The organism is Janthinobacterium sp. 1L-D-8-B-C4 (genome assembly GCF_057291295.1).
Genome location: NZ_JBXAVX010000015.1, coordinates 175,871 through 196,676, shown reverse-complemented (window position 1 = coordinate 196,676; position 20,806 = coordinate 175,871). Strand labels below are relative to the sequence as shown.

At 60.2% G+C, this 20,806-nt stretch carries 17 protein-coding genes; 6 read left to right on the top strand and 11 right to left on the bottom strand.

Features of this window, described 5'->3' with window-relative positions; genetic code table 11:
- Window positions 1-226: 226 nt before the first annotated feature.
- A complete protein-coding gene (dacB, locus tag AC0Z42_RS23460; protein WP_485470584.1) occupies window positions 227-1,708 on the bottom strand; it encodes a D-alanyl-D-alanine carboxypeptidase/D-alanyl-D-alanine endopeptidase in 1,482 nt (493 codons plus the stop codon).
- A gap of 8 nt (window positions 1,709-1,716) precedes the next feature.
- Window positions 1,717-2,955, bottom strand: coding sequence for a nucleoside recognition domain-containing protein (locus tag AC0Z42_RS23455; protein ID WP_485470583.1), 1,239 nt, complete (start codon window positions 2,953-2,955; stop codon window positions 1,717-1,719).
- A 214-nt stretch (window positions 2,956-3,169) separates the two neighbouring features.
- On the opposite strand from AC0Z42_RS23455, the gene AC0Z42_RS23450 reads away from it, so the two are divergent.
- From AC0Z42_RS23450 to AC0Z42_RS23435, 4 genes are all read left to right on the top strand, one after another.
- A complete protein-coding gene (locus AC0Z42_RS23450; RefSeq protein WP_485470582.1) occupies window positions 3,170-4,972 on the top strand; it encodes an ABC transporter substrate-binding protein in 1,803 nt (600 codons plus the stop codon).
- A gap of 217 nt (window positions 4,973-5,189) precedes the next feature.
- Window positions 5,190-7,943: a TonB-dependent receptor gene (locus tag AC0Z42_RS23445; protein ID WP_485470581.1), complete on the top strand. Its 2,754-nt coding sequence runs from the start codon at window positions 5,190-5,192 to the stop codon at window positions 7,941-7,943.
- 71 nt (window positions 7,944-8,014) lie between these two features.
- Window positions 8,015-9,082: a S66 peptidase family protein gene (locus tag AC0Z42_RS23440; protein WP_485470580.1), complete on the top strand. Its 1,068-nt coding sequence runs from the start codon at window positions 8,015-8,017 to the stop codon at window positions 9,080-9,082.
- 95 nt (window positions 9,083-9,177) lie between these two features.
- A complete protein-coding gene (locus AC0Z42_RS23435) occupies window positions 9,178-10,074 on the top strand; it encodes a YihY/virulence factor BrkB family protein (RefSeq protein ID WP_485470579.1) in 897 nt (298 codons plus the stop codon).
- Between the two features lie 482 nt (window positions 10,075-10,556).
- On the opposite strand, the gene AC0Z42_RS23430 is transcribed toward AC0Z42_RS23435, so the two are convergent.
- From AC0Z42_RS23430 to AC0Z42_RS23410, 5 genes are all read right to left on the bottom strand, one after another.
- Entirely contained in the window at window positions 10,557-11,684 is a 1,128-nt protein-coding gene (locus tag AC0Z42_RS23430) for an acyl-CoA dehydrogenase family protein (protein WP_485470578.1), read from the bottom strand.
- A 9-nt stretch (window positions 11,685-11,693) separates the two neighbouring features.
- Window positions 11,694-12,362, bottom strand: coding sequence for an SDR family oxidoreductase (locus AC0Z42_RS23425; protein WP_485470577.1), 669 nt, complete (start codon window positions 12,360-12,362; stop codon window positions 11,694-11,696).
- Between the two features lie 34 nt (window positions 12,363-12,396).
- Window positions 12,397-13,593: an acetyl-CoA C-acyltransferase gene (locus tag AC0Z42_RS23420; RefSeq protein WP_485470576.1), complete on the bottom strand. Its 1,197-nt coding sequence runs from the start codon at window positions 13,591-13,593 to the stop codon at window positions 12,397-12,399.
- A 25-nt stretch (window positions 13,594-13,618) separates the two neighbouring features.
- Window positions 13,619-14,803, bottom strand: coding sequence for an isovaleryl-CoA dehydrogenase (locus tag AC0Z42_RS23415; RefSeq protein WP_485470575.1), 1,185 nt, complete (start codon window positions 14,801-14,803; stop codon window positions 13,619-13,621).
- Window positions 14,804-14,948: 145 nt separating this feature from the next.
- On the bottom strand, window positions 14,949-15,398 hold the full coding sequence (locus AC0Z42_RS23410; RefSeq protein ID WP_485470574.1) for a MerR family transcriptional regulator: 450 nt from the start codon (window positions 15,396-15,398) through the stop codon (window positions 14,949-14,951).
- A 627-nt stretch (window positions 15,399-16,025) separates the two neighbouring features.
- On the opposite strand from AC0Z42_RS23410, the gene AC0Z42_RS23405 reads away from it, so the two are divergent.
- Together AC0Z42_RS23405 and AC0Z42_RS23400 are read left to right on the top strand one after the other, a co-directional pair.
- Window positions 16,026-16,433, top strand: a complete 408-nt coding sequence (locus AC0Z42_RS23405; protein ID WP_308923082.1) for a hypothetical protein — start codon at window positions 16,026-16,028, stop codon at window positions 16,431-16,433.
- A 248-nt stretch (window positions 16,434-16,681) separates the two neighbouring features.
- Window positions 16,682-16,852 (top strand): hypothetical protein, encoded by a 171-nt coding sequence (locus tag AC0Z42_RS23400; RefSeq protein WP_308923081.1) that lies wholly within the window; start codon window positions 16,682-16,684, stop codon window positions 16,850-16,852.
- 4 nt (window positions 16,853-16,856) lie between these two features.
- Here AC0Z42_RS23400 and AC0Z42_RS23395 read toward each other — a convergent pair whose 3' ends face one another.
- From AC0Z42_RS23395 to AC0Z42_RS23380, 4 genes are all read right to left on the bottom strand, one after another.
- A complete protein-coding gene (locus AC0Z42_RS23395; protein ID WP_485470573.1) occupies window positions 16,857-17,465 on the bottom strand; it encodes a UbiX family flavin prenyltransferase in 609 nt (202 codons plus the stop codon).
- Entirely contained in the window at window positions 17,458-17,769 is a 312-nt protein-coding gene (gene grxD, locus AC0Z42_RS23390) for a Grx4 family monothiol glutaredoxin (protein WP_485470572.1), read from the bottom strand. Before grxD ends, AC0Z42_RS23395 begins: the two co-directional genes overlap by 8 nt.
- Before the next feature lie 98 nt (window positions 17,770-17,867).
- Entirely contained in the window at window positions 17,868-18,338 is a 471-nt protein-coding gene (locus AC0Z42_RS23385) for a GNAT family N-acetyltransferase (protein WP_485470571.1), read from the bottom strand.
- Window positions 18,339-18,343: 5 nt separating this feature from the next.
- Window positions 18,344-20,692 carry a Tex family protein gene (locus tag AC0Z42_RS23380; protein WP_485470570.1) on the bottom strand — a complete coding sequence of 783 codons (2,349 nt, stop codon included), beginning with the start codon at window positions 20,690-20,692 and terminating at the stop codon, window positions 18,344-18,346.
- Window positions 20,693-20,806 lie beyond the last annotated feature (114 nt).

Below are 20,806 nucleotides of genomic sequence, written 5' to 3'. Positions count from 1 at the left end.
CCCTTCCCATCCCGAACAGGACCGTGAAACAACTTTGCGCCGATGATAGTGCTGCAACCAGTGTGAAAGTAGGTTATCGTCAGGCTTGTTATTCGCAGTAGAGAAAAACCCCGATCAGCAATGGTCGGGGTTTTTTTTCGTCCGTAGGTCGGATTAGCGGCGAAGCCGCGTAATCCGACACCACCACGGTCGCAGCCAACAATGTTGTCGGATTACGGCCTGCGGCCTAATCCGACCTACGCGCCACCCACTCGATCAGCGCATCGACAGCAGCGCGGCCATTGCCATTGCCGGCCAGGTCGCTATTGATCATGGCCACCACTACACATTGCTGGTTGTTGGCGTCCGGCACATAGCCGGCGATCGCCACCACATTCTTCAGCGTTCCCGTCTTGATGCGGGCACGCGCAGCGGCCGGGCTGCCCAGCAGGCGCTTGCGCATGGTGCCATCCAAGGCGACGATCGGCAGGCTGGACTGGAACTCGGGCGCCCATGTGCTTTGCTGCATCGCCTGCAATATACCGGCCAGTTGCAGCGGCGCGATACGTCCCGTGCGCGACAGGCCGGAGCCATTGTCGAGCAGCATGCCATTCGTATCGATACCGTGGCGCTGCATCCATTCCTGGATCACTTGCCTTGAGCGGCTGGCCGTATCTTCCGGCAATGTCATCGCCACCGGGCGGCTGCCCAGCCAGCCATCGCTTTGCAGGCTGCCGATGCTGAGGAACAGCGTACGGGCCAGCGTATTGTCGGAGTTCTTGTTGATATCGCGCAGCACTTCCGGCAGCGCGCGCGCAACGTGGTCGGCCAGCATGCGCGTGCCAACCGGCTCGGCCGTTGGTGGCAATCCCGTGAACGCTGCCTCGCGCACGCTGCCCGTGATGCTGCCGCCCAAACGCTGCCAGATGCTGCGGAACAAGCGGTCCGCATAATCATTTCGGTCCAGCACATTGATGCTGGTCGCCTTTTTGCAATTCTGCGGGAAGGTGCCGTGCAGAATGACTTGCAGCTTGCCGTTCGGGCCGCGCACATATTCGGGCGGGCGCCAGCCGTCTTCCCAGCGTGCGCAATTGCCTTTGACCAGCTGCATGTCGCTGGTAATAGTGACATTGTCCAGTTCCGGCAGCATCAGCAACTTCAATTGCTGGGTAGTCGAACTGAGTTCGATATCGAGCATGTTCGTATTGAGCAGCAGGGCGTCGGGGATCACGTTGTAGCGAAACTCGGCAGACTCGTCGAACGGCGGCGCGCCGATGTCGGGCCGGGCCGGCTGGAACAGCTGGCGGTCGAGGATCAGGTCGCCCTTGATTTTGACAATACCCTGGTTGCGCAGGGTTTGCAGCATGTGCTCGAGCACGTCGGCATTGAAATCGGTGTCGGCGCCACCGCGCAATATCAGGTCGCCCTTGAGCACGCCATTGATGACGTCGGCGCTGGTGCGCAGTTCCGTGCGGCCGCGGAAGGTGGGCCCGAGTTGTTCCAGACCGACGGCGGTAGTCACCAGTTTCATGGTCGACGCCGGCTGCATGCTGCGCTCGGCCCCGTGCGACATCACCACCGTATTGCCGCGCAGTACGATGGCGCCCATGGCGTCCTCGGGAATATTGGCGCTGCGCAGCAGCACGCTGACCGATTCCGGCAATTGCGCGTGCGCCGTCGACAGGCCAAGGCCGGCGATCAGCACGGCGAGCAGGACAGGACGTAACATGGTGCTCCTCAATGGAAAAAGACGTAGGCGACAAACACGGCGGCGATCACGCCGGCCAGGTCGGCGATCAGCCCGGCCGTGATCGCATAGCGCGTCTTGCGGATGCCGACCGAGCCAAAATACAGGGCCACGATATAGAAGGTGGTGTCGGCCGAGCCCTGGAACACACAGGCCAGGCGGCCGACAAACGAGTCGACGCCGTAGGTATTCATGGCGTCGATCATCATGGCTTTCGAGCCGGAACCGCTGAGCGGTTTCATCATGGCGGTCGGCAAGGCGGGCACGAAGTCGGTATTGATGCCCAGGTTGGCAAAGAACCAGTTAAAGCCGCTCATGACAAAATTGAACACGCCGGCGTTGCGGATCACGCTGATGGCCACCAGCATGCCAACCAGGTAGGGAATCACGGTAATCGAGGTCTGGATGCCGCCTTTTGCGCCTTCGATAAACGCGTCATACACATTCACTTTTTTGCGCAGCGCGCCGATGATGAAAATGGCGATCACGCTGATCAGCACCAGGTTGCTGACCACTTTCGAGACCAGCTCGATTTCCTGTTTCGTCAGGTACTGCGTGAAATACCAGATCATGGCGACGATGGCGGCCGTCATGCCGCCCAGCCAGCTCAGCACGACGCTGTTGAGCAGGTTGATGCGCTGCTTGATCGAGACCGTGATGATGCCGACCACGGTGGCGACATAGGTGGCGATCATGCAGGGAATAAAGATGTCGGACGGATCGGCCGCACCGAGGATCGAGCGCTGCGCCATGATGGCCAGCGGTATCAGGGTCAGGCCCGAGGTGTGCAGCACCAGGAACATGATCTGCGCATTGGTGGCCTCGTCCTTGTTGGGGTTCAGCGTCTGCAGGCTTTCCATCGCTTTCAGGCCGAACGGCGTGGCAGCATTGTCCAGCCCCAGCAGATTGGCCGAGAAGTTCATCACCATGTGGCCGGTGGCCGGATGGTCCTTCGGAATTTCCGGAAAGATGCGCGAAAAGAAGGGCGCGATCACTTTTGCCAGCCAGCCGACGATGCCCGCCTTTTCGCCGATATTCATGATGCCCAGCCACAAAGTCATCACGCCAGCCAGTGGCAGAGCGATATCCATCACACCCATGCGCGCCGTCTCGAAGGTGCCATCGATGATGCGCTTGAAGATATCGGTATCGCCCAAAAACAGCCACTGCAGCACGGCGGCCAGGAAACCTACGAGAAAAAAGCCGGACCAGATGTAATTAAGTGCCATGGATGATCAGTTCTAGGGTATCAGTTCTTGGATTTCAGACGAGGAAAATACCTGCAAGCAAAGTATAGAGGCAGGCCGACGCGCGTTGATGAAAGAATGCAGCATCCGCATGCCAAAAAGTTATAAGCTGGCAGCCTGTTTTCATTGGCCTCCTGTCGCCCACCCGCGTACGCTGGATGACGCTTGCCCTTATACCGCCTTTACTGGATCACTGATGATGTTTTTGCGTAAAACCGCTTGCGCCGCCGGCCTGGCCTTGCTGACTCTGTTCGCTACAGTCAGCCATGCCGCAACCGACGCCGCCGGCAAGACCCTGCACCTGTTCCTGAGCACCAGCGAGACGGGGCTGGACCCGGCCGTGGCCTCCGACCTGGCCAGTCTGAACCTGATGGAAAACGTGTTCGACCCGCTGCTGCGCTACGACTACCTGGCGCGCCCGCTCAAGCTGCAGGGCAATACGGCGCGCGGCTTGCCGAAAATAGAAGATGGCGGCTTGACCTATATTTTCCAGATCCAGCCCGGCGTGTTCTTTACGCCTGACCCGGCGTTCAAGGGCCAGCCGCGCGAAGTGACGGCGCAAGATTATGTGTACAGCCTGACGCGCCTGTACGACCCGGCACTGAAGTCGCCGTGGCTGTTCCTGCTGGAAGACAAATTGGTGGGCGACGCGGCGCTGAAGAAAAACTTCAGCTACGACACGCCGATTGCGGGCCTGCAGGCGCTGGACAAATACACCTTGCGCATCCGCCTCAACAGCATCGATCCGAACTTTCTGTTTTACCTGGCCATGCCGGCCACCGGCGTGGTGGCGCGCGAAGTGGCCGAAGCCTATCAAGCGCCTGGCCAGCTGGGCAACCATCCGGTGGGTACGGGCCCGTTCATGATTACCGAATGGAAGCGCAGCGACAAGATCGTGTTGCAGGCCAATCCGAATTTTCGCGCCACCGTGTTTCATACGGATGCCGCCGTGCTGAAAGCTCTGCCGCCAGCGGATCAGGTGATTGCACAGTCTCTGGAAGGCAAAAAACTGCCGCTGGTCGAGCGCATCGAAGTGCGCATCGTCGAGGAATACCAGTCGCGCATGCTGGGTTTCCTGAAAGGCGAGTTCGATTACCTGGAGCAGGTGCCCGAGTCGCTGACCGACATGGTGCTGGCCAATGGCCGGCTGAAACCTGAACTGGCGGCGAAAGGCATTACCCTGGAACGCTTCCCCGTGCTGCAGACCTATTACATGTGGATGAATATGGACGACCCGGTGCTCGGTGGCTACAGCAAGGCCAGGCTGGCCCTGCGGCGCGCGATCGCGCTCAGCTACAACAGCGGCGAAGATATCGCCCTGCTGAAAAAGGGCTTGGCCCTGCCGGCGCAGTCGCCGCTGGCGCCGAACGTGCTGGGCTATGACAAGGCCTACCGCAGCCCGGTGGCATACGATCCGGCGCTGGCGCGCGCGCTGCTCGACCGCTTTGGCTACAAGATGGGCGCCGATGGCTTTCGCAGCCAGCCCGATGGCACGCCCTTGATACTCACCATGCATACCGAGCCGAGCATGGTGGGGCGGCTGCGCGATGAATTGTGGCGCCGCAACCTGAACGCCATCGGCCTGCGCGTGGCCTTCAAGAGCGATAAAAAAACGGAAATCATCAAGGCCTCGCGGCTGGGCAAGGTGCAGATGTTCGAGACCAACTGGATCGCCGACTTCCCCGATGGTGATAACTTTATGCAATTGTTGTACGGCCCCAACAGTGGCCGAGCCAACTACGCCCGCTTTAACTTGCCCGATTACAATAAACGCTATGAGGAGGCGCGCCTGCTGTCCGATTCGCCACGCCGGCGCAGCCTGTACTTCGACATGTGGCAGCTGATCCATGCATATACGCCATGGGTACTGCTGACGCATCCTATCTCGGCTGACCTGCAGCAATCGTGGCTAAAAAACTACAGGCGCCACCCTGTGGAATTCACTTCCTGGCGCTATCTGGACGTCGATATGGCACGGGGTCGCCCCACGGCAAAGTAGGCCGGCGCTGAAAAAGGGCATTCATTCCAAAAAGTTATGGTTAAGAGAGCATTTTTCATTGGCTGGCGGCGGAAGCAACGCGCTACTCTGAAAATGAAAACAAATAAAGTCATGCGCAAACATCATAAAAAAATGTACTGCGAGACAGATGCAGCGATGTGACTAACAACCTGGCTTGAAGAACTCAAGTATCGATTGCCCAATAAGGAGAAGGCCCGTGAAATTGAAGAAGCTAGCGCAGTTGATGGCATTGATAGGAGTGGCTGGCACGGCCGTTGCGCAAGAAGCGGCGCCGCAGGCAATGCAACGGGTCGAAGTGACGGGCAGCAGCATCAAGCGCATCGCCAAGGAAGGTGCGTTGCCGGTGCAGGTGATCACCTACGATCAGATCGAAAAACAGGGCATTACCAGCGCCGAGCAATTGCTGTCGACCATCTCATCGAATGGCACCGGCGCGAACAATATGACGTCGGGCAATAACGTGTTTGGTGCCGATGCCGACCGTGTCAGTGGCGGCGCCTCGTTCGCCTCGCTGCGCGGCCTGGGCCCGAACAGCACCCTGGTGCTGCTGAACGGCCGGCGTATCGCCACCCACGGCGCCAGCGGCAAGGCGGTCGACCTCAATTCCATTCCCATGGGCGCGATTTCGCGCGTGGAAATTCTCAAGGATGGCGCCTCCGCCATCTACGGCACCGACGCCATCGGCGGCGTGATCAACTTCATCCTGAAAACCAATTACAACGGCGTGGAAGCGTCGGCCACCACCAATTCCACCGAAGCGGGCGGCGGCATGAATCGCCGCGCCTCCTTGCTGGCCGGCCATGGCAGCCTGGAAGAGGATGGCTACAACGTCATGATGAGTTTGACGGTCGACAATAACGACAAGCTCAGCTCGAACCAACGCAGCTTTGCCAACGGTTTCCAGCCGGGTCGTGGCCTGTCGCCGGACACCACCGGCACGCCGTTCGCCAACCAGATGACGGGCGCCGGCACGGCCCTGGGTACGGCGTTTACGGTACCCGGCAGCACCAATCAATACCTGCAAGCCAACCCGCTGAGCTTTACGGGCAAGTGCGATACGGTGGCCGGCATGTCGCAATACCAGACGGCGCTGTGGTCGAAAGTGACGTCGCCGCTGCGCACGACGTACTCCTGCGCCTATGATTACGGCGGCGACTATGTGATTTCCTTCCCGGTTGAACGCGCCAACCTGCTCAGCCGCGCCTCCTTCAAGCTGGCCCAGGATCACACGATGTTTGTCGAACTGCTCGGTTCGCGCACCAAGGCCACGGCAGAATTTACGCCGATGCAGATCCAGACCACGGTAGCCAGTGGCGGCCTGTACCCGGTGGGCGGCGCGTATTACCAGGATTTGTCGCCTTACATCTCGACCTATGACCGCACCAAGCCGATCGCCTATAAATGGCGCGCCAACGATTTCGGCAACCGCACCCAGGAAAACACCACCGACAACCTACGCCTGCTGGTCGGTTTCGAAGGCACGGTTGGCAAGTGGGACTACAAGGCGGGTGTGTCGCATGCGCAAAGCAAGACCAACACCAAGCTGCTCGACGGCTATTCCTACACGGCGCAGTTGTTCCCGGCGCTGGCCAGCGGCGTGATCAATCCGTGGGTGGGCGCCGGCCAGAGCCAGAGCCAGGCAGCGAAGGATCTGATCGAATCAACCAAGTTCCGTGGCGACTTCCAACATGGCAAGACGACCCTGACGGCCGTCGATGGTTCGGTGTCGGGCGAACTGCTGCAACTGCCGGCCGGCGCCATGTCGGCCGCCGTCGGTTTTGATTTGCGCCGCGAAAGCTATGCGTTTGGCCAGGATATCGATGCCACGCTGGTGTACCTGTCGCCAGGCAACGCGGCGCTGGAAAAAGCCAGCCGCAACGTCAAGGCCGTGTATGCCGAGTTGCTGGTGCCGATCATCAAGGACCTGGAAATGCAGCTGGCCTTGCGCCGCGATGACTACAGCCTGGTGGGCGCGTCGACCAATCCGAAAGTGTCGTTCCGCTACCAGCCGGCGTCGTGGCTGCTGTTCCGTGGTTCGGCCAACAAGGGTTTCCTGGCACCCAGCTTTACCCAGCTGTACTCGGGCCAGCTGTTCCAGGAACTGTCGAGTGGCGTGATCGATACCCTCGGTTGTGGCCGCCACCCTGGCGATCCGGCGTTTTGCGCTCCGGCACGGTTGAACTATTTCTCGGGAGGTAATACCGCGCTGAAACCGGAAACCTCGAAACAGGGCAGCGTGGGCATGGTGATCGAACCGGTCAAGGGTTATTCTGCCTCGCTCGACTACTGGGCCATCAACTCGAAAGACCGCATCCTGAACCGTTCGGCCACCATCGTGCTGCAGAACGCCGCCTTGCTGCCGCAAAACATCATCCGCAATCCCGATGACACCATCAGCTATATCCAGGCAGGCTGGATCAATGCGGCCGGTTCGCGCACGCGCGGCGCCGACTTGAGCCTGCGCGGCGAAGGCAGCACCAACGGCTACAAATGGAATGCCGCGCTCGATGGCACCTGGACGCAAAGCTTCAAGTTTGCCGAGATCGCTGGCCAGGAATACAAGGAGTATGTGGGCAACTTCTATACACGCGATTTGTACCTGCGCTGGAAGCACAACGCCTCGTTCTCGCTGGCGCGCGGCGACTGGAGCGGCTTGCTGACGCAGAACTACAGCACCGGCTACAAGGACCAGGTGCCGAATGGCGGCGCGCTGCCGTATCCCGTGGGCTTCAACCCGAAGGTCAGCAGCTATACTACCTATACCCTGTCGGGCACCTACACGGGCTTCAAGAACACCACCGTGACGGTTGGTATCCAGAACCTGTTCGACAAGGACCCACCGTTTACCGCGCATAATGTCGACGATGTGGTCGGCGCGGGCTGGGACCCTCGCGTAGCCGATCCACGTGGCCGCGCGCTGTCGTTCCAGGTGAAATACAAGTTCATGTAATCCGTGCTGGCGGAACATGTTCGCAGCGGCGGCGCCTGGCGCCGCCGTTTTCTTTTCCGAAAAAGGGCCGCATGAGCAGTCACAGTGTTTACCGGCGCCGCTTTGGCGGCATGCTGGCCGCCGCCGTCGGCGCGGCCAGTGTACCGGCCCTGGCCGCTGCCGCGCCACAACCAAGTATGCACAAATATCCCCTGATCAAACCGGCGCGCTTGCGCAAGGGCGACCTGGTCGCGCTGGTCGCGCCTGCCGGCCTGCTTGATGAAGACGAAATTACCAGGGCCATCGGCAATATGGAGTCGCTGGGCCTGCGCGTTATCCTGGGCACGCATATCCGCGCCGTCAACGGCAACTATGCGGGCACGGTGCAGCAAAGGCTGGAGGATTTGCACGCGGCGTTTCGCGACCCGCAAGTCAAAGCCGTATGGGCGATCCGCGGCGGCTCGGGCTGCATTTCGCTGCTGGCGCATATCGATTACGCCCTGATCCGGGCAAATCCGAAGATATTGATCGGCTACTCCGACATCACGGCGCTGCACTTGGCGATCCATCGCCATACGGGCCTGGTGACGTTTCACGGGCCGGTGGCGTCCTCGACCTTTTCCGACTACACCGTCACGCATTTGCAAGCCGTGCTGATGCAGCCGCAGCAGCAATACACGATACCGATGGCGCTGGAAAACCACCGCCGCGCGCTCACCCAGCCCAACTTCACGATCCGTACCGTGCATGGCGGCCAGGCAACGGGGCAACTGACCGGCGGCAACCTGTGCATGGTCAGCGCGCTGGCCGGCACGCCGTATGCGGCCGAGTTCGAGCAGCGCATCCTGTTTCTGGAAGAAATCAACGAAGCGCCGTACCGGGTCGACCGCATGCTGTACCAGCTCGACCTGTCGGGCGGCCTGGCGACAGCAAAGGCGCTGATGCTGGGCGTGTTCATGCATTGCGAAGCGGACGAGGGCGGCAGTTCCTTGACCCTCGACCAGACCCTGGACCAGCATCTGCAACCGTTGACGGCGCCGGCAGTCAGTGGCTATTCCTTCGGCCATATCCGCGACCAGTTCACCGTGCCGATGGGCATACTGGCCACCCTCGATGCAGACCGGCAAACCCTGACCTTGCTGGAAGCGGCCGTCAGTTAGCTTGCGTACAGCGGTGGGCGCAAATTGTCCGTATGCTATGGTGCATGGGCGGCATGGCACAAGGTTATGCCGCGTCCTCACCAGGTGTACCGTTCATGATCATCAACCGCCACGCCAGCGCGTATATTCTCGGCCATCCATTGCGCTTCGTGCTGCAGGTATTGAAAGGCTTTCGCGCCAACCAGGGCTTGCTGCTGGCCGGCGCCGTCGCCTATTACTCGCTGCTGTCCATCGTGCCGCTGCTGATGCTGGTGGTGGTGGCCCTGTCGCATGTGATCGCCGAGGATGAATTGCTGCGTACCATCGGGCATTACCTGGAATGGCTGGTGCCCGGGCAATCGAAAGCCATCGTTGCCGAGGTCGCGCATTTTCTCGATAACCGCAGCGTGATCGGCTGGCTGCTGCTGCTGACCATGCTGTTTTTCAGCTCGCTGGCGTTTACGGTGCTGGAAAACGCCATGAGCGTGATTTTCAACCATCGCGTGGCGATACGGCGCCGCCATTTCCTGATTTCCGCCGTGCTGCCATACTGCTATATCCTGTGCCTCGGTGTTGGCATCTTGTTGATCACGCTGGTGGCCGGCGGCCTGCAGGTGATGGGCGACGAAAGCGTGCGTTTCCTGCGCAAGGACTGGGGCCTGGAAGGCTTGTCCGGCGTGCTGCTGTATCTGCTGGGGCTGACGGGCGAGATACTCGTGCTCAGTTCGATTTACCTGGTGATGCCGGTGGGCCGGCTGTCCTTCACGCATGCGCTGATCGGCGGCGTGACGGCGGCACTGTTGTGGGAAATCGCGCGCCATGTGCTGGTCTGGTATTTCTCTACCTTGTCGCAGGTGAATGTTGTCTACGGTTCGATGACGACGGCGATTGTCGTCATGTTCAGCCTGGAAATCGGCGCCACCCTGCTGCTGCTGGGCGCGCAAGTCATTTCCGAGTATGAGCGCGTGGCGCGCGGTGGCGAGGAAGACAAGCCGCTGGAGCTAAGAACTTGATTTAAAAAGGTTGTTGCGGCGCACAAAAGGCTATGCTATAATTCTTTCAGTGGTTGAGATTTGCTTGCAGATACTCTCACTATCCAGTTTCAGTACGGCGACCGACAGGTGTAATGTCGATGGCGTGACTAGTACGAAAGAGTGGATTTTGTAATTCCGGATACGTTGGTCGATTTACACTTGGAGTCACCATGCAGATAGCATGGGAGTCCGAAAATCAGGAGGCACTTTGCAGATAGCACTGGCGTCCATGACACGATTAAAGCATTGGTAATACATTGGAACGAAGCCTACCCTGAGTAGGCTTTTTTTTCGTCTGGATGGCGCCTTTATAAACCTACTGCGCAGCCCGCTCTCGAATCGGCGTTACTCGCCGTACCGAAGTACGGCTGCGTTACTCAATCCGATATCGAGCTTGCTCGCTACGGTTTCTAAAGGCGCTGAGAAGTTATTGCCTCAATCGCTACCTTTCACATTTCTGATTACAACGCCCGCGCAATCAAGATTTTCTGGATATCGCTGGTGCCCTCGTAAATCTGGCATACCCGCGCATCGCGGTAGATGCGCTCTACCGGGAAGTCGGACACATAGCCATAGCCGCCATGCACCTGGATCGCGTCGGAGCACACTTTTTCCGCCATCTCGGACGCAAACAGTTTTGCCATCGCCGCCTCCTTCAGGCAAGGCAGGCCGGCATCCTTCATGGCCGCCGCGTGGCGTATCAGCTGGCGCGCCGCTTCGATCTGCGTGGCCATGTCGGCCAGGCGGAACTGCACCGCCTGATGTTCGAAGATGGCTTTGCCGAAACTCTCGCGTTCGCGTGCGTAGCTCAAGGCCGCTTCATACGCGGCGCGCGCCATGCCGACCGCTTGCGAGGCGATGCCGATGCGCCCGCCTTCCAGGCCCGATAACGCGATCTTGTAGCCCTGGCCTTCTTCGCCGATCAGGTTGGCGGCCGGAATGCGGCAGTTATCGAACATGATTTGCGCCGTGTCCGACGAGTGCTGGCCCATCTTCTGTTCCAGCCCCGCCACGATATAGCCGGGGCTGTTGGTCGGCACCCAAAAGGCGCTGATGCCGCGCTTGCCGGCCGCCTTGTCGGTGACGGCCAGCACAATCGCCACATCGGCATGTTTGCCGCTGGTAATGAACTGCTTTGTGCCATTGATGACGTAGTCATCGCCATCGCGGGTGGCTGTGGTGCGCAAGGCCGAGGCGTCGCTGCCCGTGTGCGGTTCGGTCAGGCAAAAGGCGCCCAGCATCTTGCCTTGCGCCAGCGGACGCAGCCATTGTTCCTTCTGTTCGTCATTCGCATACATCATGGCGATGCTGCACACCGGGCAATTGTTGACCGAGATAATGGTCGACGTGCCACCGTCGCCGGCGGCGATTTCTTCCAGCACCAGCGCCAGCGACACATAGTCGAGGCCGGCGCCGCCCAGTTCTTCCGGCACGGCCACGCCAAACGCGCCCAGCGCCGCCAGTTCCTGCAGTTCCTCCTTCGGGAAATGATGTTCCTTGTCCCAGCGGGCCGCGTTGGGCGCCAGGCGCTCGCGCGAAAAACTGCGCAGCGCGTCCTGGATCATGCTTTGTTCTTCATTGAGTATCATGGATTTTTTTTACCAGCCGATGGGGCTGCCGTCGTAATTGCGGAAAACCGCCTGTTTGGATTGCGGCAGGCTGGCCAGGGTGGCGCGGATGCCGGCCGCGCTTTCTTCAGGAGAGATATCGGCGCCGGCGCCGCCCATTTCGGTGCGCACCCAGCCCGGATGGAAGGCCACGCAGCTCACGCCCTGTGGGCCATGCACGAGCGCGGTGTCGATCAGCACGGAATTCAAGGCCGCCTTGCTGGCGCGGTACAGCGAACCGCTGGCGCTGCTGCGCTCGCTGAGTGATCCCATGTGCGATGACAGCACCGCCAGCTTGCCCTTTGCATTGCCGACCAGCGGCGCCAGGATCGGCAGCAAGCGCATTGCGGCCAGCACATTGGTGTGCATCACGGCATCGAAATCGGCTTGCGCGGGAAAGCCGTCATGGCGCGGGCCGTACACGCCCGCGTTCAGGATGGCGACCTCGAGCTTTTCATCGTCGAGCTTCCAGCCCAGGCCGGCGCAGCCCTCGACATCGGTCACGTCGAGCTGGTGCGCTTCGGCGCCCAATTGCTTGAGCGTCTCGCAATCCTCGGGCCTGCGGGCGGTGGCGATCACGCGCCAGCCATCCTGGCGGTATTGACGGACGATTTCATGGCCGATGCCGCGCGAGGCGCCGATGATCAATGCTGTAGGCATGTGCTGCTCCCTGGAGTGTTGGAAAAAGCCCAGCTTATACCAGTTCGATCGCCATTGCCGTCGCTTCGCCGCCGCCGATGCACAGGGCCGCCACGCCGCGCTTGCCACCGGTCTGTTTCAGGGCGCCCAGCAGGGTGACGATAATGCGTGCGCCCGAAGCGCCGATCGGATGACCCAGTGCGCAGGCGCCGCCGTGGATATTGATCTTGCTGTGTGGAATATCGAGGTCATGCATGGCGGCCATCGGCACGGCGGCAAACGCCTCGTTGATTTCAAACAGGTCGACAGTGCTGCTGCTCCAGCCGGTCTTGGCGTACAGTTTTTTCACGGCGCCGATCGGCGCCGTTGTAAACTGATTCGGCGCCTGGGCATGGGTGGCGTGACCATGGATCTTCGCGATAATGGTCAAACCCAGCTTGTTTGCCGTCGATTCGCGCATCAGCACCAGGGCCGCCGCGCCATCGTTGATCGAGGATGAGGAGGCGGCGGTAATCGTGCCATCTTTCTTGAACGCCGGTTTCAGGGCCGGGATTTTTTCCAGGCGCGCCTTGGCCGGGCCCTCATCGATGCTGACGACGGTGTCGCCACCGCGGCCGGGCACGGTAACGGGCGCGATTTCCCAGTCAAAGCCGCCATCCTTGGCCGCCGCCTGGGCGCGCTTGACCGATTCGATGGCAAACGCATCTTGCGCTTCGCGGGTAAACGCGTACTGGCTGGCGCATTCTTCGGCAAACGTGCCCATCGAGCGGGCATTGCCTTTTTCGTCGCGGCTGTAGGCGTCTTCCAGGCCATCCATCATCATGTGGTCGAACAGCATGCCGTGGCCGATGCGGTAGCCGCCGCGCGCCTTGGGCACCAGGTAGGGCGCATTGGTCATCGACTCCATGCCGCCGGCCACCACCACCTCGGCGCTGCCGGCCAGCAAGGTGTCGTGCGCGAACATGGTGGTTTGCATGGCCGAACCGCACATTTTCGACAGGGTGACGGCGCCGGTGGAGTCGGGCAAGCCGGCCTTGCGCAGCGCCTGGCGCGCGGGCGCCTGGCCCTGGCCGGCCATCAGGCAATTGCCGAAATACACGTGCTCCACCAGTTCCGGCGCGATGCCGGCGCGCTCGACGGCGGCCTTGATGGCCACGGCGCCCAGGTCGCTGGCGGTGACGTTGGAAAAATCGCCCTGGAAGGCGCCCATGGGAGTGCGCGCGGCACCGACGATAACGACTGGATCATGCATGATGGATCTCCGTATCAGTAATGGGTTATTTTGTTTCGGCAAACAATTCGCGGCCGATCAGCATACGGCGAATTTCGCTGGTGCCGGCGCCGATCTCGTACAGCTTGGCGTCGCGCCACAGGCGGCCAGCCGGGTATTCATTGATATAGCCATTGCCGCCCAGCGCCTGGATCGCTTCGCCGGCCATCCAGGTGGCTTTTTCGGCACTGTACAAAATCGCGCCGGCCGCATCCTTGCGCAGCTGGCGCACCGCTTCCGGCGTAGTGGCGCGGTCGCAGGCCTGGCCTACCGCATAGACATAAGCCTTGCAGGCCATCATGGTCGAATACATGTCGGCCAGTTTGCCCTGCATCAATTGGAATTCACCGATGGCCTGGCCAAACTGCTTGCGGTCGTGCACATACGGCACCACCAGGTCCATGCAGGCCTGCATGATGCCCAGCGGGCCGCCGGACAGTACCGTGCGTTCAAAGTCCAGGCCCGACATCAGCACATTGACGCCCTTGCCCAGGCCACCCAGCACATTTTCAGCTGGCACTTCGCAATCCTGGAACACCAGTTCGCCCGTGTGCGAGCCGCGCATGCCCAGCTTGTCGAGCTTTTGTGCAATAGAAAAACCCTTGAAATGTTTTTCGATCAGGAACGCCGTCATGCCGCGCGCGCCGGCCGCCAGGTCGTTCTTGGCATACACCACCAGCACGTCCGCGTCGGGGCCGTTGGTGATCCACATCTTGGTGCCGTTCAGCACCCAGCGGTCGCCCTTGAAGTCGGCACGCAGCTGCATGCTGACGACGTCCGAGCCGGCGTTCGGTTCCGACATGGCCAGCGCGCCGATATGTTCGCCGGTAATCAGTTTTGGCAGGTATTTGGCTTTTTGCTCGTCGCTACCGTTGCGCTTGATCTGGTTGACACACAGGTTCGAATGGGCGCCGTACGACAGGCCGACCGAGGCCGAGGCGCGCGAAATCTCTTCCATGGCGATGATATGGGCCAGGTAGCCCATGCCGGCGCCGCCATATTCTTCGCTGACGGTAATGCCGAGCAGGCCCATGTCGCCCATCTTGCGCCACAAGTCCATCGGGAACTGGTCGCTGCGGTCGATTTCGGCTGCGCGCGGGGCGATTTCGGCGGCGGCGAATTGCTGGATCGCTGCACGCAAGGAGGCGATGTCTTCGCCGTGGTCAAAGGTCAAGCCTGGGAGATGGAGCATGTCGTCCTCGTCGTCGTGATGATAGTGTCGGCTGTCTGCCGCTTCAAAATGCCATGATACTCAGTTGTGACGTTTACGTAAACGTAAAGCAAAGTATAAGGCATGTCACTGCGGCCTGCATCAAGCGGGTCGCCTTGTTACTGCGTTACTTTGGCGCCAGCGCGCCGTCGTTCAGTTCGGCCAGCATGCGCGCGCAGGCAGCTTCGTGGCTGGTAATTTCCGCCAGCGCCATTTCAATGTCGATGCGCTGCTGTTCCAGTGTCTGCCGGTGCTGCGCCAGCACGCCGAGAAAGCGGTCCATCTGCGCGCGCGTGTCTTTTGGCGACTCATACATGTCGACCAGGCTTTTGATTTCGGACAATGCCAGGCCCAGGCGCTTGCCACGCAACGTCAGCTTGAGCCGGGTGCGGTCGCGCGGCGTGTAGACGCGGCTGCGCCCGCCCGCGCCTTCGCGTTTCGGGCTCAGCAGTCCTTGGTCTTCGTAGAAGCGGATGGCACGCGCCGTAATGTCGAACTCGCGTGCCAGTTCGGTAATGGTGTAGGTGGTGCTCGGTGCGGGTGACAACAGGGACATGGGCGTGGCGCTGGTAGGCATGATGGTTCAGGACGGTATTGGCGCGAGATTAACGTTTACGTTCGCGTCAATGCCATTGTAGCGTGCCTGCGCCATGGAACCAGGAAGAAATGCCTGTGCCATGCGCCAGACTGCAATTGTCTTGGGTGTAAGATTTATTGGAAATAAAGCGATTTTAGTACGAAAAAGCGCATGAAGATTGAAAGTTGGTGGCGCAGATGACACCAAAAAGAACTTTCTTTGTGCCAACATAAGCGCTTTTCGTTATGATGGAAGTAAATTTGCTATCCAGACAAGCATACAGTCATTAGTTTCCATTATAAAAATAAAATGGTCTTTGTGAAAAGTTTGTATTGGAGAAATTGTATGGCATCTGCCTTGCATGTCGCACCGCAGGGGCGCATGATCACATACCGTATGTTGTAGTGCCAAAACGAGGCTTTGAAATCGTGCTGCATTGCGAAATTCAAAGCCAGCCGCGAATTTGACCCGAAGCCATGCAGGATAACAAGAGAAAATTTGGCCGCTTTTTTACCCAAAAAGTCCGCCGGAGTGTTAATTGTAAAATTATTTTCTTTTTAAAAAGTAACAATCCGTATGGTTATTCAAGAAACTGACTTTCATGTTACAACATGAAATAGTACACCTATGAATTCTTCTAACGAACGCGAAAGCTTTAGCCAGCGACTTCAGCTGGCTCTGAAAAACGCCCACTACTCCCCCGACAGCCCGACCAGACTGGCCCGGGAATTCAATATCCGTTTCGATGGTCGCCCGATTACCGTGCATGCCGCCCGCAAATGGTTAGTAGGGGAAGCGATTCCCACGCAAGAAAAATTGCGCATGATCGCCCAATGGTTGGGCGTGCCGGCGGAATGGTTGCGCTTTGGCGGTCCCGAGAGCGCCGTGCCGAACGGCGAAGCGGGCAGCGCCTTGTCGCGCTTTGAATCGGCCGATGTGAAATTAATTGCTGATCTGCAAAGATTAGATGAGCATCATCGCCAAATCGCACGCGAATTTATTCGCATGCTGGTGCGCGTCAACTACCAAAAGTAAGTATTTACCCGTAGTAACAGCGCTCTCGCTCGGCGCCATGCCGACCTTGCAAGGTCGGCTGTTTTTTTGCGGGCGGTCATGCCGGAGACATGATTTTGCTGCACAATAAGACCTCTTATGTTGCACTGCAACTGGATTATTCGACAATAATCCCCTGACAGACGGCGCAGTCGCCAATAGCGGCGCATAATGAGATCAACAGCAGCCAGTTTGTCATCCACCATGGAGCCGAGCATTTGAGCCGTCTTATGAAAAGCAACTACAGCAACACCGCGCAGCTGAAAGACTTGATGACCGTGCCACCCATGACTGCCGCGCAACATGCGGAAGTGATGCGCAAGCGGATTGCCCACCGCAGGATGGTTGAAGAAGCCAGGGATTTGAAGCGTGCCAGCGCCAGTCAGTTCGACAAAAGATAACGCTTCACGCAGGATTGTTGTCGACGGCTTTCAAGCCATGCCAACGTGGCGCCAGGGTGTGCTCGATAGCCAGCAGGTCGATGACTCTTGCGACCGTATGGTCGACCATCTCGGCGATGCTGTTGGGCAGCTGGTAAAAGCTGGGCAGGGGCGGGAAGATGATGCCGCCCATTTCGGTGACGGCCGTCATGTTGCGCAGGTGTGCCAGGTTGAACGGCGTTTCGCGCACCATCAGGATCAGGCGCCGGCGCTCCTTGAGCACCACATCGGCCGCGCGCGTGATCAGATTATCCGACAAGCCATGCGCAACCGCCGCCAGCGTCTTCATCGAGCACGGCGCAATCACCATGCCGTCCGACTGGAACGAACCGCTGGCAATCGACGCGCCGATATCGCGCAGCTTGTGCACCACGTGCGCTTGTGCTTCGACATCCTTGCGGCCCATGCCGGTTTCCTGGTGCAGGGTCAATACCGCCGCATCCGACAGCACCAGGTGGGTCTCGACGCCGGGGATGGCGCCGAGCAGTTGCAGCAGCCGCAAGCCGTAGACGGCGCCAGTGGCACCCGTGATGGCAACCACGATACGGCGCGGCCGCTGCGATGCATCAGGCATCGAGCAGGGACTTCAGTTCGCCCGATTCAAACATTTCATTCATGATGTCGGAGCCGCCGATAAACTCGCCCTTGACATACAGTTGCGGAATGGTTGGCCAGTTCGAGTAGTCCTTGATGCCCTGGCGCACTTCCGCATCGTCCAGTACGTTAACGGTGGCGATGTTTTCCACGCCGCAGGCTTTCAGGATCTGGATGGCGCGGCCGGAAAAGCCGCACTGTGGAAATTGGGCGGTGCCTTTCATGAACAGCACGACCGGCGTGCTCGTCACGGTTTCTTTGATCCAGGTTTGTACGTCGCTCATGATTGCCTCTGATGGGTAAATAAATAGATGGCGTCATTTTATAAGAAAACGACGCCACGGGTATGCGCTCAGGTCATTAATCGGGAAACTCAGCCACGCTACAGCAGCTTGCCCAGGCAGATGGACTGCGCCGCGCCCACGTATTTGCCCCAAGGCGCGACGGGGACGTAACCATGCTTGCAGTAAAAGGCCACCGCGCGCGTGTTGATCACGCGGGTCGACAGGACCACGGCGCGGTAGCCCAGGCGCAGGGCTTCGGCTTCGGCGTGGGCCAGCAATGCCGTACCCACGCCGGTATTGCCAGGGCGGGCAAACATGCGCTTGAGCTCGGCCGTTGTACTGTTCGGTTCGCCCAGCGGGCGCAGGGCGGCGCAGCCGAGCAGCTGGCCAGCGCCATTTTTGGCCAGATAAAAGCCGCCGCGCTGGTTCGGCGCATCGGCATCGAACGAAGCGCGGCCGCTGTCGCCACTGATGCCCTGCAGCACGCCTGACAATTCATCCTGCAATAGCTGCGCCTCGGCACTGCTGGCGCTGGCTGTCGCAATGATGATGTCGGACGCGGTGTTCACGCTGTTTAGCCGCGCAGCTTGGCAAACGCTGCCGCCATGCTGCCGGCCGGCTCGGGCGCGCTGCGCGCTTGTGACTGGTGCTGGGTCATGCTGCGGCGGTCGTTGCGGTCGCCTTTTTGCTGAGGTTGCGCGCCGGCCTGCGGCGCGCTGTCGGTCAAGCGCATGGTCAGCGCGATGCGCTTGCGCTTTTCATCGACCTCCAGCACTTTCACGCGCACCACCTGGCCGGCTTTGACCACCGTGTGCGGGTCTTTCACGAAGGTGTTCGACAGCGCCGAGATATGCACCAGGCCGTCCTGGTGCACGCCGATGTCGACAAACGCGCCAAACGCGGCCACGTTGGTGACCACGCCTTCCAGGATCATGTCCGGGCGCAGGTCGCGGATTTCTTCCACCCCTTCCTTGAAGGTGGCGGTGGTAAATTCAGGACGCGGATCGCGGCCCGGTTTTTCCAGCTCTTTCAAAATATCGGAAATGGTCGGTACGCCAAAGGTCTCGTCGGCATACTTGGCCGGGCTCAATGTTTTCAGCAACGACGACTCGCCGATGACCGCCTTGATGTCCTTTTTGATGTCCGCCAGGATCTTTTCCACCAGCGGATACGATTCCGGGTGCACCGCCGACGCGTCCAGCGGATTGTCGCCGCCCATCACGCGCAGGAAGCCGGCCGCCTGTTCGAACGTCTTGTCGCCCAGGCGCGGCACGCCCTTGAGCGCCGCGCGCGAGGTAAATGCGCCCTTCATGTCGCGGTAGCTGACGATGGCTTGCGCCACGCTGGCCGACAGGCCCGACACGCGTGCCAGCAGCGGCGCCGATGCGGTATTGACGTCGACGCCGACGGCGTTCACGCAGTCTTCCACCACCGCGTCGAGCGAGCGCGCCAGCTGACTCTGGCTGACGTCATGCTGGTACTGGCCCACGCCGATCGATTTCGGATCGATTTTCACCAGTTCGGCCAGCGGATCTTGCAAACGGCGCGCGATCGACACGGCGCCGCGCAAGGACACATCCATGTCCGGCAATTCTTTCGAGGCAAATTCCGACGCCGAGTACACCGACGCGCCCGCTTCCGAGACAACGATCTTCGTCATCTTCGCTTCCGGGTGCTGCTTGATCAGGTCCTGCGCCAGTTTGTCGGTCTCGCGCGAAGCGGTGCCGTTGCCGATCGAAATGAGCGATACATTGTGCTTGGCGGCCAGGCGGCCCAGGGTATGCAAGGAGCCATCCCAGTCGTTCTTCGGCTGGTGCGGGTAGATCACGGCCGTGTCGACCACCTTGCCGGTGGCATCGACCACCGCCACTTTCACGCCCGTGCGCAGGCCGGGATCGAGACCCATGGTGGCGCGCTGGCCGGCTGGCGCTGCCAGCAGCAGCGCTTTCAGGTTGGTGGCAAACACATTGATGGCGTCCTGCTCCGAGCGTTCGCGCAGAGCCCCCATCAGTTCGGTTTCCAGGTGCATGAAGCTTTTCACGCGCCAGGTCCAGCGCGCCGTGTCCGACAACCACTTGTCGGCCGGGCGGCCCTGGTTCTTGATGCCGAAGCGGGCGGCAATGCGGCCTTCGCACGGATTGTGCGGCGCATCCCATTTCGGTTTTTCCGCTTCGGTATCGAGGCGCAGGGTAACGTCGAGGATGCCTTCGCGGCGCCCACGCAGCAGGGCCAGCGCGCGGTGCGATGGCACGGTGGCAATGGTTTCCGAGTAATCGAAATAATCGGCGAATTTTTCGCCTTCGTCCTGCTTGCCTTCCACCACTTTCGATTCGACCACGCCGTGCTCCTGCACGTATTCGCGCAGGGTCTGCAGCAGATTCGCATCTTCGGCAAAGCGTTCCATCAGGATCTGGCGCGCGCCATCGAGCGCCGCCTTGGTGTCAAGCACGCCCGGGTTGTTGCCGTCGGCGCTCGTAAACGCGTCGCGCAGGAACTTGCCCGCTTCCATTTCCGGCGTCAGTTCCGGGTTGCCCAGCAAACAGTCTGCCAGCGGCATCAGACCCGCTTCGATGGCGATCTGCGCCTTGGTGCGGCGCTTCTGTTTATAGGGCAGGTACAAATCTTCCAGCCGGGTCTTGTCTTCGGCGTGCATCACGGCGTCGAGCAGGGCCGGCGTCATCTTGTTCTGTTCGGTAATCGAGGCCACGATGGCGGCGCGCCGCTCTTCGAGTTCGCGCAGGTAGCGCAGGCGCTCTTCGAGCAGGCGCAGCTGGATATCGTCGAGGCCGCCGGTCGCTTCCTTGCGATAACGGGCAATAAAGGGCACGGTGGCGCCTTCGTCGAGCAGTTCGATGGCGGCGGCAACCTGTACCGGTTTGGCGGCAAGTTCAAGGGCAAGACGTTGTTCGATGGTGGGCAGCATGGTTGTTTCCAAAGCGATCAAGGCTGGAATGATACGCAATCGGCGCGATTGTGTCAGTCTTTGGACAGTGTGCGCGGCGGAACTGATATTGAATAAGCTATTCGGGCGCGTATG